The 14,254-nt window shown below is 55.7% G+C and carries 13 protein-coding genes; 3 read left to right on the top strand and 10 right to left on the bottom strand.

What is annotated here, in order from left to right; all coding sequences use genetic code 11:
- Together H8K27_RS01455 and H8K27_RS01450 are read left to right on the top strand one after the other, a co-directional pair.
- A complete protein-coding gene (locus tag H8K27_RS01455) occupies positions 1-1,488 on the top strand; it encodes a sulfite reductase subunit alpha (protein ID WP_186861460.1) in 1,488 nt (495 codons plus the stop codon).
- Positions 1,489-1,617: 129 nt separating this feature from the next.
- Positions 1,618-3,042 (top strand): tetratricopeptide repeat protein, encoded by a 1,425-nt coding sequence (locus H8K27_RS01450; RefSeq protein WP_230418810.1) that lies wholly within the window; start codon positions 1,618-1,620, stop codon positions 3,040-3,042.
- Positions 3,043-3,155: 113 nt separating this feature from the next.
- Here the strand turns inward: H8K27_RS01450 and H8K27_RS01445 are convergent, their stop codons facing one another.
- The 4 genes from H8K27_RS01445 to H8K27_RS01430 all read right to left on the bottom strand — a co-directional run bounded on the left by H8K27_RS01445 (position 3,156) and on the right by H8K27_RS01430 (position 5,707).
- Positions 3,156-3,497 (bottom strand): zinc ribbon domain-containing protein YjdM, encoded by a 342-nt coding sequence (locus tag H8K27_RS01445; protein ID WP_186861458.1) that lies wholly within the window; start codon positions 3,495-3,497, stop codon positions 3,156-3,158.
- Between the two features lie 57 nt (positions 3,498-3,554).
- Positions 3,555-4,526, bottom strand: coding sequence for a hypothetical protein (locus tag H8K27_RS01440; protein ID WP_186861457.1), 972 nt, complete (start codon positions 4,524-4,526; stop codon positions 3,555-3,557).
- The gene (locus tag H8K27_RS01435) at positions 4,501-4,773 is read right to left on the bottom strand and encodes a DUF2164 domain-containing protein (RefSeq protein ID WP_186861456.1); all 273 of its coding nucleotides are present in this window, start codon (positions 4,771-4,773) and stop codon (positions 4,501-4,503) included. Before H8K27_RS01435 ends, H8K27_RS01440 begins: the two co-directional genes overlap by 26 nt.
- Before the next feature lie 94 nt (positions 4,774-4,867).
- Positions 4,868-5,707: a DUF4062 domain-containing protein gene (locus H8K27_RS01430; RefSeq protein ID WP_186861455.1), complete on the bottom strand. Its 840-nt coding sequence runs from the start codon at positions 5,705-5,707 to the stop codon at positions 4,868-4,870.
- A gap of 431 nt (positions 5,708-6,138) precedes the next feature.
- Here H8K27_RS01430 and H8K27_RS01425 point away from each other — a divergent pair, with 431 nt between their 5' ends.
- Positions 6,139-6,741, top strand: coding sequence for a hypothetical protein (locus H8K27_RS01425; RefSeq protein WP_186861454.1), 603 nt, complete (start codon positions 6,139-6,141; stop codon positions 6,739-6,741).
- Between the two features lie 48 nt (positions 6,742-6,789).
- Here H8K27_RS01425 and H8K27_RS01420 read toward each other — a convergent pair whose 3' ends face one another.
- The 6 genes from H8K27_RS01420 to H8K27_RS01395 form a co-directional block, all read right to left on the bottom strand.
- Positions 6,790-7,269 (bottom strand): cupin domain-containing protein, encoded by a 480-nt coding sequence (locus H8K27_RS01420; RefSeq protein WP_186861453.1) that lies wholly within the window; start codon positions 7,267-7,269, stop codon positions 6,790-6,792.
- Between the two features lie 62 nt (positions 7,270-7,331).
- Entirely contained in the window at positions 7,332-7,688 is a 357-nt protein-coding gene (locus H8K27_RS01415) for a hypothetical protein (protein ID WP_186861452.1), read from the bottom strand.
- A gap of 190 nt (positions 7,689-7,878) precedes the next feature.
- Positions 7,879-8,451, bottom strand: a complete 573-nt coding sequence (locus H8K27_RS01410) for a DUF7010 family protein (RefSeq protein ID WP_186861451.1) — start codon at positions 8,449-8,451, stop codon at positions 7,879-7,881.
- Positions 8,452-8,986: 535 nt separating this feature from the next.
- A complete protein-coding gene (locus tag H8K27_RS01405; protein WP_186861450.1) occupies positions 8,987-9,679 on the bottom strand; it encodes an AbiU2 domain-containing protein in 693 nt (230 codons plus the stop codon).
- A gap of 73 nt (positions 9,680-9,752) precedes the next feature.
- Positions 9,753-10,202: a hypothetical protein gene (locus H8K27_RS01400; RefSeq protein ID WP_186861449.1), complete on the bottom strand. Its 450-nt coding sequence runs from the start codon at positions 10,200-10,202 to the stop codon at positions 9,753-9,755.
- A gap of 484 nt (positions 10,203-10,686) precedes the next feature.
- Entirely contained in the window at positions 10,687-14,055 is a 3,369-nt protein-coding gene (locus H8K27_RS01395; protein WP_186861448.1) for a methylmalonyl-CoA mutase family protein, read from the bottom strand.
- Positions 14,056-14,254 lie beyond the last annotated feature (199 nt).

The following is a 14,254-nucleotide window of genomic DNA, read 5'->3' as shown; positions in this document are numbered from 1 at the left end:
ATGACTTCACCACTGCATGCCGCCCTCACCGCCCACCGTCTGCGCCTGCTGAGCGCCGCAGGCGCCATTGCCAGCATTGTCAGCCTGACCCGGCTGGGTTCCGGCCCCGGCGCCTGTCCGGCCTGGCTGTGCTGCCTGCTGATCGGCGCGACATATCTGATCTTCTGCCTCAGTTACTGGCAGCGGCATCAGGAAAAGCAGCGTCTGCTGCAAGCGACCAGCATCACAACTGGGCAGCCTGCAGCAGACACTGTGCTGATCGCCTACGCCAGCCAGACCGGCTATGCGCAGCAGCTGGCGCACCAGACCGCCGCCAGTCTGCAGCAGGCCGGATTAGCGGTAGCACTGTGCACGCTGAATCAGCTGTCCGCGGAAACCCTGACGCAATACGGCAAAATCCTGTTTGTGGTCAGCACCACCGGTGAAGGCGATGCCCCCGATCAGGCCAGCCTGTTCTGCCGCCGCATACTGCCGCAGCACCGGGATTTATCCCATCTGCACTATGCAGTGCTGGCGCTGGGCGACCGTCATTACACCCGCTACTGCGCTTTCGGACACCAGCTCCGGCACTGGCTGGCGCATCAGCAGGCGCAAGCGCTGTTTGATCTGGTCCAGGTCGATAACGGCGACGAAGCCGCACTGCGGCACTGGCAGCATCATCTGGGCCACATCAGCGGCTACAGCGGGCTGGCGGACTGGAGCACGCCAGCCTACGGCGCATGGATACTGCATGACAGACATCTGCTCAACCCCGGCAGTCTGGGCCAGCCTGTGTTTCATCTGTGTCTGATGCCACCAGCGGGCAGCAGCTGGCAGGCCGGAGACATTGCAGAAATCGGCCCTGGCGAACTGCCTGGCTCAGGCGTCACCAGCACTGCGCAGGATTTACCCAGCCGCGAATATTCGATCGCTTCCCTGCCGTCTGACGGCGGGCTGGAACTGGTGGTACGCCAGATGCGGCGCCCGGATGGTCGTCTGGGCACAGGCTCAGGCTGGCTGACCGAACAGGTGCAGCCGGGGCAGGCCGTTGCCTTGCGGGTGCGCAGCAATCCCTCGTTTCATACGCCACTGTCACCCGGCCCGTTGCTGATGATCGGCAACGGCACCGGCATTGCCGGACTGCGGGCACACCTGAAAGCGCGCGCTGCGGCAGGGCTGGCGGATCACTGGCTGGTCTTTGGTGAGCGCCAGCGTGCGCACGATTATTTTTTTCAGATGGAAGTGGAAGAGTGGCTGCGGCAGGGTACGCTGAGTCGCCTGGATTTGTGTTTTTCCCGCGATCAGGCACAGCGGCGTTATGTGCAGCACGCCCTGCAGGAGCAAGCTGCGGAAGTAAAACGCTGGGCGGAACGGGGCGCGACCATTCTGGTGTGCGGCAGTCTGCACGGCATGGCTGCCGGCGTCCATGCGGCATTGCTCTCGATACTGGGCGAAACGCTGCTCGACACCCTGATGCAGACGGGCCGTTACCGGCGTGATGTGTATTAAGCAGAATCAAGCAGAACAGCAAAGCGGTGCGCCGGCACGGCATCCTGCGCGGTTGCACATCACAGGGACAAGACACAGCAGGCGTTACGGCGGTACAATTTCCCGCTCCCCATGAGACCGCCCGACATCATGCCAGCCACTGCTGCTCCAACGCCTGACGCCTTATTCACCCTCGGCAACCAACATCTCGCCGCGCAGGATTATGCCGCTGCGGCCCAGTGCTATCAGCAGGCACTCGCGTATGACCCGGTCTGCCCCGAAGTACTGGCCAATCTGGCGTATGCGAAAGAACAGCAACAGGATTTTTCTGCCGCCAGCCAGTATTACCATCAGGCGCTGCAACACGCCGACCCACAGGCTCATCCCAGCCAACAACAGATTTACATCAATGCCGGCGCACTGCTGACCCGGTGCAAGGCATTTGCGGCGGCAGAAAACATCTACCGCGATTTGCTGCAACAGGTGCCGGGCAGCGCGGCCGGCTGGTCGAATCTGGGTGTACTGCTGGCGGGACTGCGGCGCGAAACAGAAGCTGAAGACGCCTACCGCACAGCGCTCAGCCTGATGCCCGATTACCGCACCGCCAGCTTTAACCTGAGCTACCTGCTGCTGCGTCAGGAACGCTGGCAGGAAGGCTGGCAACGGCTTGAAGCACGCACTTCGCAGGACGCGCTGGCCAAAACCCTGCCCTTTGCGCGCTGGCAGGGCGAGTCTCTGCACGGCAAGCGGATTTTGATCGTGTTTGAATGCGGTTTCGGCGACATGCTGCAATTCTGCCGCTACGCCCGGCAGCTGAAGCAACTCGGCGTGGCGCAGACTGGCCTGCTGTGTCATCCGCCGCTGAAGCGCCTGCTGCAGACCTTACCGGATGCGGATGCCGTCTATGGCTATGATGAAACCCTGCCGGACGAGCTTTGGGATGTCTGGGTGCCCATCTTCAGTCTGCCGCATCTCTGCGGCACCCGGCGCGCCACGATTCCGGCGCAGGTTCCCTATTTGTCGGCCACGCCGCAAGCCGCTGCCCACTGGCATGTCCGGCTCGGCCAGCAGCCATGCCGCATCGGAATCGCATGGCAGGGTAACCCGCAATTTGAAACCGATCAGGACCGGTCATTGCCCGGACTCAGTTCCCTGCACAGCCTGTTGCAGCAATCCGGCGTGCAATGGGTCAGTCTGCAAAAAGGCCCTGCCGCGCAGCAGGCCCGCGACTGGCAGGCCACACCGCTGTTCTGTGCAGATCAGGAATTGCATGATTTTGCCGATACCGCCGCCCTGATCAGCCAGCTCGATCTGGTCATCAGCATCGACAGCGCGGTATTGCATCTGGCAGGCGCACTGGGCAAACCCGCCTTTCTGTTGCTGCCTTATTACCGGCAGGACTGGCGCTGGCTGGCCAGCGGGCAGGAATCGCCTTGGTATCCCACGGTCCGCATTTTCCGGCAACGGCAGGATGGTGACTGGGCCGGTGTGATCCGGGAAGTGCAACAGGCGCTGCAGGAATTTCTTCATCGCAGAGCGCCGCAGACCCGTGCTGCCGGCCATGCGGCAACCTGACCATTCCGATACCGGAAACTGTTGCGGAACAAGCTTACACGGCAAAGTTTTCCGAAACCGGCGCTACCCAGATATTCAGGCCTTTTTCAGATATTCAGGCCTTTTTCAGATATTCAGGCTTTTTTCAGATAACAGGCTTTCAGCATGAAGCTGCCGCCATCCATTTTGCAATCAACCTCATGGTCGCCATCGACAATACGGATGCTCTTGATCTTGGTGCCCTGTTTCAGGGTGGTGGAGGAACCTTTGACCTTCAGGTCTTTGACCAGCACCACGGCATCACCATCGGACAGCAGATTGCCATTGGCATCACGGACAATGCGCGCTGCATTGTCCTCACTGCTGGCAGCAGCCAGCGCAGACCATTCGTGGCCGCAATCGGCGCACACAAACTGGCTGCCATCAGGATAGGTGTTTTCCATGCCGCATTGCGGGCAGGCGGGAATCTTAGACATGACTCAATACTTTCAGCAGACATAAACCCGGCAGTATACCCGCCCTGCCGCGGTCTCTTATTGCGGCACCACAATCTCGCGTACCGACGGGTAGGCAAAATCGACGTCGTGAAAACCGTCCATGCGGAACGTGGCGACATTACCGCCCCAGTTCACCAGCGTCCGGTAACGGCCGGTGCTGACGCCGGCGATATCGGTGTATTCGCTGTAGAGCTGCCAGTTATTGTTCGGCACGCCGCTATCGGCCTGAAACGGGTCGGTGTCGAGATACAGCCGGTGCAGCACGCGCGTGGCATCGTGCAGATCGTTCCAGCTGACCAGCTTGAGGCCAATCCAGACATTTTCCCGCAGCGTTGCCTGACTCAGCGCTCGCAGCTTCACATAGTCATACAGCGGATGCTGCAATTCCTTGCCGAAGCGCGCCACGCTGCCATGTGCGGACGGCGACAGGGTCAGCATCACGCAGGAAGCGGCATCCGGCGTTTTGTCGCTGTGTCTGCCGCCGCGGATTTTGAGGGAAATCTGCGCTCTGGCAGGATCGCTGATCTGATGCACCCGCAGGTAAATCGTCATTTCCTGATTGGTGAAATCTGCCGGGCTGGCCAGAAAACCGTGCTGCGTTTTCCAGCTATAACGCTGTCTGGCTGCCGAAGCATACACATGCAGGCGGCTGCTGAGACCGGCACCGCCGCTGGCATAGTTCAGCGCAAACGACGGCAGATTCCAGAATGGCAGACCGCCTTCTTTCCCTGCGCGCACCGCGGTGTGGCGTTCGATTTCAAATCCGGCCGTCTGCGCCGGATCACGTGCGCCGAGCCGGAACTGCGACCCTGCCGCCGAGGGATACATCATCTGCACGCCGTCTTCGTCAAAAAGATCAGCGATCGACGGTACCTGCGCGCCATTGCCCGCCGCCTGCACCGGCAAGGGCGACGTCATCCATACCGGCAGCGCCAGCAACATCAGTCGCAGTGAGGCCGCCAGCCCGGTACGCCTTCCGGTGTCAGGCTTTTTTACGTTTGCTGTCATGTTGCCGCCAATAGGTGAATTCAGCTTCGTGCACTTCGATATCGACTTCCATCACCCGGGCCTGCAGACGTTCCTGCACATCGGCAACGGCCTGGTTATAGACCACCGGCCCGATCTCCTGCAGGAAAAAAGCCAGCAGCGCATCGGCTTCCAGATTGCCCAGCGGTTCAGGAAAATGTTCACGAAAATAGCGCTGTACCGAAGTCACGGCTTCTTTGCGTGCCGGTTCACTGATTTGTATACCCATATCGTCTGTCTGTTGCGTCTTTAAGAACTGTTGCGATGCTGCATGCTGTCCGGTCTGACTGCGCAAGAAACTGCAATCTGCGCCGGACCGATGTTTATTTTTTCACCTGATGCCGCTGAACTGTATCGATAATGACCAGCTCCATCTTGCGCACCAGCTCAATTGCATCTTCCAGACCAAGCGTGCTGCCGCGGTTCAGCCCGGATGCGGCAGCCATACTGTTTCCTGCCAAAATAAATTCCAGTGCTTCCTGCAATACGGTGTCACTGACCGGTGTTTCTTTCTGCTCCAGCAATGGGCTGACTTTTTCCTTGAAAAAGGCAAAACGCGGCGGCGTCAGGGTATAGCGCCGGGCCTTCATGCCCGACGCCGGGGCAGATGCAGCGGGTGCGGGTGCAGCAGATGTTGCAGCCTGGCTGGCCGGAGCGGCAGGTGTGGCAGATGGCGCAGGAGCGGTTTCGGTCAGCACCGGTTTCAGCAACAGGTGCAGATCATTCTGCAGACGCGCCGCCAGATCAGCAGCGGAATGAAAAAAGCGGACATGCTGCTTCTGGCTCAGAGCCGCTTTCCAGTCGGCCAGCTGCTGTGCGGCAGCACCGGTATCAACGTGCTTGGGCAAGACCAGATGCTCGTCTTCATCCATCAGATAGATCAGGGTCGGTACGCTGTACTGCTGGGCTTCCTCAAACTCCAGCTGCACCAGCGAGCGGGTGCCGGCGGTTTCGGTGTTGCCGCGCACCATGCCCAGCACGACGACATACACCATCGCATTGCGCACCAGCCGCAGACGTTCATCCAGCGCCGTTTCCGGCAGAGCCATGGTCACGCTCAGCGGCGGCAGGCCGGATTGCGGCTGCGACAGCATATCCATGATTGTTTTACGATGCAGCGCCAGATCAAATGGCGTGGAACTGATGAACACTGACTGAGCCATAGCAAACCTTTGCCCCATGAAATAAATACGACACTGGTCAGACGCTGCCTTTTACCCAACGCTGCCACCCGCACCGCGATATTTCATACTAGCATGAACCTCCCCCACTGGCGGCAATGTTGGACTGTCTGTCGCAGATTACACATGACCGTGCCGCTGATTCGTGTTGTACGAAAAAATTGCTTAGCCGATTAAAAAAATCATCATCAAGGGGAGTATCTGATATTTACGTCACAACATCCTTGAATATAAAGGACGTAAAAATATACTGGGGAGGAGTATATAAAAATCCTCCATCAATGATTTGTATAGATTTGTAAAAATAAACAAACTGTCATTTCAATTCCGGATGCAGCCGCCGACAATCATGACATTCACGACGCATCCGCAAACGGCACTCGTTGCAGTGCGGAAGATATCAGGAGCACATCATGTCGGTTTCTCCGATCAGCACCAGCAGTTATCAGACCGTGGGTGGTCTGTTGTTCCCTGCCGCCAGCAGCGCTGTGACCAGCAACTCAGGCGATACCACGACCGCTGACAGCACCAGTACCGCCGTCACGGGCAACTCAAACAACAGCAGCCTGTCGTCAGCCATTACACAAAGCCTGGCGCAGTACAATGCCAATCTGGACCTGTCCAGTTTATTGTCAGCCACGGGCCAGCAATCGTCTTCCGATTTCCTGAGTAATCTGTATTCTGCCCTGCCGGGCTTATCCGGCTCCAGCCAGAACAGCAATGCCTTGTCCGGCCTGCTGAATGGCGGCAGCGCACCCGCTGCGGTGCAACTCGATCAGAACAGCGCCACCATCAAACTGCAAACCAGCATTCAGCAACTGATCTCGAATCTGGACAGCAGTAACGGCAGTAACACGGAAACCGACTTCGGTAACCTGCAGCAGTCATTTAATAACCTGATCCAAAACAGCGGCGGCAATCCCGATCAGACCAGCCTGCAATCTTTCCTGCAACTGGTGGCGACCAATATTCAGGGCAGCAGCACCGTCGGCAGCCTGTTCAGCACCAGCGCCTGAACCAAAAGCCACATCCCCGCGCTGCTCCTGAGGAGCGGTGAAGCCAGCTCAGTAAGGGGAACCGTCCTTGTGCGTAAATACCCAGCTGTCTTCTGTCTGTTGCAGCGCCAGATCGTCAAAGGGATATTCCACGGTATCGGACTCAAGCCGTGAACCGACCTCCAGAAAAACGGCTTCCGCATCCGACTGATTCCTGATCTGATGCGCAATCCCGTTGCCTGCCTTGAAACCGGCACACATTCCTTCCTGCAGGACTGTTTCCGTATTGTCAGTCATTAATATCAGCGTGCCCGACAACACATAGATGAATTCATCCTCTGCGGAATGATGATGTGGAACGGACGATGCCGCACCCGGTGCGATCCGCACCAGATTCACACCAAAACCCTGCAGATCAAAAAAATCGCCCAAGCGCCGCTTCACCCTTCCGCGCACCATGGATGCAAACGGTTCAGGGTATCTGGTCTGGACCAGTGCTTCGGGCACGGCATTCGCCAGCACAGCAGCAGGCATCGCTTTATTCGTCATCAAAATCTTCCTCATGCATCAGCACAACAGAACCCGGCAACCAGACAGCCCGCACAGGCAATTCATGCACCAGGAACCGGCAGACATTCCATGAGCTCCACAGCTTCCCCCGGGAAAATCGCAAAATGCGGGTGCCCCTGGAACAACTTTGCCGCAGCCTCCTGCGACTCTGCGGCCACAACCAGATAACCACAGATATTATTGTGCCAGTCTTCAATACCCGCACCAGATATCCGCTTTGCGACGCCAACCGGGCCACCCGGCACAACAACACGCTCTGCATGATCCTGCATCCAGGCATACCACGCCTGCATACCAGCCTGCGTCCGCTCCTGCTGTTCCTGTTCTGTCAGTGCATTCCAGCCGGAACGCTCAGTCGCCTCACGCGAACCGGTAAATACCACGAGAAAATTTTTCATTCCTTGCTCCTTGTGAAAGCTGATGCGCAGCCTGATGAGCAGCGTGGCCGCCGTCCACATTTTTTCTGTAAGTAAGTCTGCGCATCGTCGTACCCCAGAAAATACAACAGGGTCAGCAATGCAGCACCGATCAAAAAAAACAGAAATACCTCGCTCACAATCTGCCTGCAGCAAGTCTGACATCCACACATTACCGTACAGCGGCTGCGTCAGCCTGCGCAGAAGTATGGAATAACAGCGCAGAAAGAGCGCTTGCCCAAAGAATCAGACCCGCGCCGAGACAGCCGACCGGATCAGCAGCACCACCCTGCGCAAGCCGAGGATATGTCAATGCCAAAACCATCATCGCGACACCGGTCACCGTATGTCGTTTGTTGTGAAACACTTTCGCCAGCGGGATGAAATGCGCACCGACGATAAAAATAAAGACAGGAACAAACCATTCAGGGTGCCCGATATTATTCACAATATTCAAGGCCAAAAAAATGGCGAGCCCCTGACCAATATTAACGATGTTAAAAATGCGCTTCCCTTTTTTACTTTCAGGCGTCTCAACAACAGCCGCATGCGCCTCGCGATTGCGCCGGTACTGCCGGAAAGCCGTGATAAACAAAGCCAGCCCCAAGCCGCCAATCAACGCCCACTGCACAGCAGCCTGTGTAAAACTTCTGGCAGCCCAGAACAACAACCAGCCTGAGCCGAAGACCGAAAAAATCATGGCGCCGACAGCAGCGCCAGCGCGGGATGCAGATTGTTTTTCCATTATTTTTATCCTGTTAAAGAGACAGCTAATGCCGGCATGATTTCCTTCCGAAGTTTGCCACAATGCCATCTTTTATCAATGGGATCAAGCAATGCAGGATAAGCGACGCGCGCCATATTTTCAGGTAATTCTACTTTTGAGTTATTCGCCTTTTTCCAATGGCGCACACGGCGTGGACGTGTGTATGCCGCACCGACTGAGGCTAGACGTGAAGCTCGCTAACAGTTCAGGCCATGAAAATGGACGAATAAAGACCGGACTTTACAAACGCCCGCAGCGGCGATGGCTCAACATAAAATCCTCCGGGAGTAAAGATGGGGATAATCAGCCATGCGGTTCCAGAACAGATCAACTGCATTACTGCTTCGACTATTGTTTCAGCTGTAACACTGAATGACACGCGTGGCCTTACGCCGCAAGGTAAGCGGCGCCGGAGCACCGAAGGTGCGTAGGGCACCAACACAGGTCATGAAAATGCCGAAAGCATGGCCTGTGTTGGCGTCCGCTTGATCAACCAGTTAGGTCATTTTTGAAATTAGATGGAGCGTGGGTGAAGATCTGCAAGGTCTTCCTCCGTGTATTGACCAGACGTTATGCGTCCTTCTTGCTCTTCTTTCTTGCGGAGGGCAAATTCGAGGAGGTATATCAAATCTTCGCCCGAGTTCAATATTGCCATGTCGCTGAATCGCGTCGCTGAATTATGAAACGCCATGGATACGGTGTTCAGCACCTCTTCTATTGCTTCTAGCGCCTCGCGTACTTGCAGGCGAGATGCAGTTGCCAACGGCTTTGCTGAGTCATCTAAGGCGAGGTCAAAGTCAGCATGGGCAATGAATCTGTTGCGCCAGTCCCGTGCGAATGCACACTTTTCCGACGCGCGCGCAATACTAGCGGTGACTTTCGATTTAAGTTCTATGTCAGATATCGCATCAGTAAGGCTATGTATTGACAAATTTCTCTTTTTCCCTTGTTGTGCCGGATCAGTTATTCTAGAAAGGTGAAGTAGTGTCCTTTCCCATAGGCCATCTTGAACGGTGCGAAAGAAGTGTCCTGCGGTATTGTTGAGCAGAGCTATACGTCCGGGATTTGTCCCGTACAGAGATACGTATTCTTGCCAGTTGCTGTACATGCGGCCAACTTCTTGCCATAGCTCGCTGTAGATTGCGCCAAGATCGCCCCCCATTAGAGCGATGTTGTTCTGCTTGATTTGATCGGCTGAGCTTTCCATGGGTGTCGGGGCTTAACGTTGAAGCTGAGCCGCGAGCGGCAGCTTGCCGACGTGAGTCGACTCGAGCGACTGATTAGGCCTCAGGTCGCGGAGCATAGTCGGAAGCATTACTGACCTTCCCTCTGAGCTTTTTTTGCCAGAGGAATGCTCTATCTTGGGTCGACAAACTCTCCCATTCGACCAGCTGGATATTGGCCGCGTTGTAGTCACCGGCTGCCTCCTGAACCCGATGATTCTCTTCATCGGTTGTGATGTTGACCTGCTCACACTGCTCAATCAGCGCGAGGAATGGCGTCGGATCGTTGATTTGTTGCTCAACGTGCGTCTCGATCAGCCGAGAGAGTGAATGCGAGAGCCTGTTGTAATGCTCCAGGACTAGCCTTTCGTGAATGTTTTCAATTGCTTTGCGCGAAACCATTCCAGTGAATCGTCGGACCTTCGGTGCTAATGGAATCGCGATCACCTGCGAATACCAAGCACGTGCTTGTTGAGGAGTGACATGAGGCCGATTGGCTAGCCACATGAGTTCTTCGTAAGTCGATATGAGCCGAGCTACTATGGCGGTAGGAAATGGCATTTTTTGAGGCCTAACGTGTTTTAATTTTCATTTTGCAACATTAACCATCAATGATCAAACAGTCAACATGCTCAAAGCCCCTTGAAAACCGCATGAACATTGACTACATTTTTGAAACTGATAATTCATGCAGTATAAAAAATAAAATAAAAACATCATCCCTCAAAAACCGCGTTTGCCGGATCAGGTGCGTGAACGTTGGCGTTATCAGCATGACAGCTTATCGACTGAAAAACTGTATCTCTATTGGATCTGATTTTCCATACGCTGATCCTGGATTGCGCCATCCCAGAGACTTGGCCGCACCTGAAGTGAAAGCGTTTTTGACTATGCTGGTAGCCAGGCGCTAGCTTGAACCGTTTGCTTCAATAAAAAAAATCCCGGAGCCAGTCCGGGATTTTTTATCGGTGTGCAAAGTCCGCCATTGGACTCACATATTCCGTCGATACTGCCCGCCCACTTCAAACAAGGCTGTGGTGATCTGGCCGAGTGAACAGACCCGTGCGGCATCCATCAGTTTGGCAAACACGTTTTCATTGTTGATCGCAGCTTGCTGCAACGCTGCCAGCGCTTGTGGTGCGACGTCGGCGTGGCGTTGATGGAAATCAGCGAGACGGTTTAACTGCGACTGCTTTTCTTCATCGGTCGAACGTGCCAGTTCTATCTTTTGCGGCGTATCGTTTGCCTTCGGATTGCGGAAGGTGTTCACGCCGATGATAGGCAGGGTGCCGTCGTGTTTCAGGTGTTCATAATGCATGGACTCTTCCTGTATCTTACCGCGCTGATAGCCGGTTTCCATCGCACCCAGGACACCGCCGCGTTCGGCGATGCGCTCGAATTCCTGTAACACGGCTTCTTCGACCAGATCGGTCAGTTCTTCGATGATGAAGCTGCCCTGTATCGGGTTTTCGTTTTTCGCCAGACCCCATTCACGGTTAATGATCAGTTGTATCGCCAGCGCGCGACGCACGGATTCATCGGTCGGTGTGGTGATCGCTTCATCGTAAGCATTGGTATGCAGGCTGTTGCAGTTGTCGTAAATCGCGATCAGCGCCTGCAGCGTGGTGCGGATATCGTTGAAGTCGATTTCCTGTGCATGCAGACTGCGACCCGATGTCTGGATATGGTATTTCAGCTTCTGGCTACGATCATTGGCGGCGTATTTGTCGCGCATCGCCACTGCCCAGATACGACGCGCCACGCGGCCCAGCACGGTGTATTCCGGGTCCATGCCATTGCTGAAGAAGAAGGACAGATTCGCTGCGAAATCATCAATGTGCATGCCGCGTGCGAGGTAGGCTTCAACAAAAGTGAAACCGTTCGACAGCGTGAATGCGAGCTGCGAAATCGGATTCGCACCGGCTTCGGCGATGTGGTAACCAGAGATCGACACCGAGTAGAAATTACGTACTTGATGGTGGACGAAGTATTCCTGAATATCGCCCATGACCTTGAGTGAAAATTCGGTCGAGAAGATACAGGTGTTCTGACCCTGATCTTCTTTCAGAATATCGGCCTGTACCGTGCCACGCACATTCATCAAGACCCAGGTACGGATTTTGGCGGCTTCGTCAGCAGTCGGTTCGCGCTTGTTATCAGCGCGGAATTTATCCATTTGCTGATCAATCGCGGTGTTCATGAAGAAGGCGAGTATCGTCGGTGCGGGGCCATTGATCGTCATCGAAACCGAAGTCGCCGGATCGCACAGATCGAAACCGTCGTACAGCACTTTCATATCATCGAGCGTGGCAACGGAAACGCCGGAGTTACCGATTTTGCCGTAGATATCAGGGCGAATCGCTGGGTCGGCACCATACAGCGTGACCGAGTCAAACGCGGTCGACAGACGTTTGGCATCCATGCCTTGTGACACCAGTTTAAAGCGGCGATTGGTGCGGTAAGGGTCGCCTTCACCAGCGAACATACGGGTCGGGTCTTCGCCTTCGCGTTTGAACGCAAACACACCGGCGGTGTAGGGGAAAGAGCCGGGGACATTTTCCAGCATCAGCCAGCGCAGGATTTCACCGTGATCGGCAAAGCGCGGCAAGGACACTTTGCGTATCGTCGTGCCAGACAAGGATTTGTAAGTCAGGCGGGTACGGATTTCTTTGTCGCGGATTTTAACGACATACTCATCACCGGAATACGCCTGCTGCATGTCGGGCCACATGCTGATCAGTTTTTTGGATTCGGCATCGAGCTGCGCGTCTTTGTCGCTGGCAAGCTGATTCAGTTCAAACAAAATATCGTTCTCACGCAGGCGGGATTGCAATTCTCCTGACCCGGCCTGCTCTGCCTGTGAACGAACGAGCACCGGAGCGCGGCCGCTTGCATGCAGATGCTCATGCAGCATGCGTGCCGATTCGTGCAGCTGCTGACGTTCACGTGCGAGCACCACCTGCTTGCCGGTATGTTTGTGGTAGCCGCGCACGGTGTCGGCAATTTCAGCCAGATAACGGCTACGGGCTGGCGGCACGATAACGTTTTTGGCGCTGGAAAATTTCACCGTCACTGGCGCCAGTTTACCGGGGATAGTTTTCAGACCACGCGCGGTCAGCGCTGGCAACAAGCCCTGATACAGCGCCGTCACGCCATCGTCGTTAAAGCGCGATGCCTGCGTGCCATAGACTGGCATCTCGTCCGGCTTTTTGCTCCACAGTTCGCGATTGCGCTGGTATTGCTTGGCGACATCACGCAGTGCATCCTGCGCACCTTTACGGTCAAATTTATTGATCGCCACAAAATCGGCAAAATCCAGCATGTCGATTTTTTCCAACTGGGAAGCGGCACCGAATTCCGGCGTCATCACATACATCGATACATCGACATGCGGCACGATGGCCGCATCGCCCTGACCGATGCCCGATGTTTCGACAATCACCAGATCAAAACCTGCCACTTTGCAAGCGGCAATCACATCCGGTAAGGCTTGGGAAATTTCCGAACCGGCTTCGCGTGTGGCGAGCGAGCGCATGAACACGCGCACCTGCCCCGCCCACGGGTTGATCGCATTCATGCGGATGCGGTCGCCCAGCAAGGCACCGCCGGATTTACGACGTGAAGGGTCGATAGAGATCAGTGCGATATTCAGTTGATCGTCCTGATCGAGGCGGATACGGCGGATCAGCTCGTCGGTCAGCGAGGATTTACCTGCGCCGCCCGTACCGGTAATGCCGAACGCTGGCACGGTGGTTTGCTGTGCCGCTTTCAATAATTCGGCGCGCAATTCCGGTTTGACGCTGTCGTTTTCCAGCGCGGTAATCAGTTGCGCCAGCGGACGGTGCTTGGTCGTGATATCGCCTTCCGTCAGCACATCGAGCGAGGTCGGTGCATAGCCGGACAAGTCCACATCGCAGGCCTGTATCATCGACAGAATCATGCCAACCAGACCCATACGCTGGCCGTCTTCCGGGCTGAAAATGCGCGTCACACCGTAGGCATGCAGATCGGCGATTTCCTCCGGCACGATCACCCCGCCGCCGCCGCCGAACACCTTGATATGCGCACCACCACGCTGTTTCAGCAGGTCGATCATGTATTTGAAATACTCGACATGCCCGCCCTGATAACTAGAAATCGCAATCCCTTGCGCATCTTCCTGCAAGGCAGCGGTGACGATTTCTTCGACTGAGCGGTTGTGCCCCAGGTGAATCACCTCGGCGCCATTCGCCATCAGGATGCGGCGCATGATGTTGATCGAGGCATCATGGCCGTCGAACAGCGAAGCGGCTGTGACGAAACGGACTTTGTGTGCAGGTTTGTATTCAGTCAGGTTCTGGGCTACGGACAGGTCAGTCATGTCTTCCTCAACAAGGTATGGCAAAGGCTTGCGCTCTGGGCGCGGGTTTTCCTTTGCTGATGAATTATGCAGCTAAGTTATATGACGTTAACGTAAACGTCAATGAGTATATGTCAGCATGTGTTAAATGGCACATCCAATACTGGCGCGGCTTACGGGCCGGAAATGAGGCAGGAAGCTGATACAGACTCAGTGCCTG

It is taken from the genome of Cognatundibacterium griseum (assembly GCF_014284195.1).
In the GTDB taxonomy this organism is placed as follows: Bacteria; Pseudomonadota; Gammaproteobacteria; order Burkholderiales; family Burkholderiaceae_D; genus Undibacterium; species Undibacterium griseum.
The sequence above is the reverse complement of the archived record's forward strand: the minus strand, read 5'-3'. Positions and strand labels throughout refer to the sequence as shown.

What these genes read in the sequence shown, in the direction of transcription:
- H8K27_RS01395 (WP_186861448.1), bottom strand. Translation starts at nt 14,055, where the DNA reads ATGACTGACCTGTCCGTAGCCCAGAACCTGACTGAATACAAACCTGCA.
- H8K27_RS01410 (WP_186861451.1), bottom strand. Translation starts at nt 8,451, where the DNA reads ATGGAAAAACAATCTGCATCCCGCGCTGGCGCTGCTGTCGGCGCCATG.
- H8K27_RS01400 (WP_186861449.1), bottom strand. Translation starts at nt 10,202, where the DNA reads ATGTGGCTAGCCAATCGGCCTCATGTCACTCCTCAACAAGCACGTGCT.
- H8K27_RS01455 (WP_186861460.1), top strand. Translation starts at nt 1, where the DNA reads ATGACTTCACCACTGCATGCCGCCCTCACCGCCCACCGTCTGCGCCTG.
- H8K27_RS01435 (WP_186861456.1), bottom strand. Translation starts at nt 4,773, where the DNA reads ATGGGTATACAAATCAGTGAACCGGCACGCAAAGAAGCCGTGACTTCG.
- H8K27_RS01405 (WP_186861450.1), bottom strand. Translation starts at nt 9,679, where the DNA reads ATGGAAAGCTCAGCCGATCAAATCAAGCAGAACAACATCGCTCTAATG.
- H8K27_RS01445 (WP_186861458.1), bottom strand. Translation starts at nt 3,497, where the DNA reads ATGTCTAAGATTCCCGCCTGCCCGCAATGCGGCATGGAAAACACCTAT.
- H8K27_RS01430 (WP_186861455.1), bottom strand. Translation starts at nt 5,707, where the DNA reads ATGGCTCAGTCAGTGTTCATCAGTTCCACGCCATTTGATCTGGCGCTG.
- H8K27_RS01425 (WP_186861454.1), top strand. Translation starts at nt 6,139, where the DNA reads ATGTCGGTTTCTCCGATCAGCACCAGCAGTTATCAGACCGTGGGTGGT.
- H8K27_RS01450 (WP_230418810.1), top strand. Translation starts at nt 1,618, where the DNA reads ATGCCAGCCACTGCTGCTCCAACGCCTGACGCCTTATTCACCCTCGGC.
- H8K27_RS01440 (WP_186861457.1), bottom strand. Translation starts at nt 4,526, where the DNA reads ATGACAGCAAACGTAAAAAAGCCTGACACCGGAAGGCGTACCGGGCTG.
- H8K27_RS01420 (WP_186861453.1), bottom strand. Translation starts at nt 7,269, where the DNA reads ATGACGAATAAAGCGATGCCTGCTGCTGTGCTGGCGAATGCCGTGCCC.
- H8K27_RS01415 (WP_186861452.1), bottom strand. Translation starts at nt 7,688, where the DNA reads ATGAAAAATTTTCTCGTGGTATTTACCGGTTCGCGTGAGGCGACTGAG.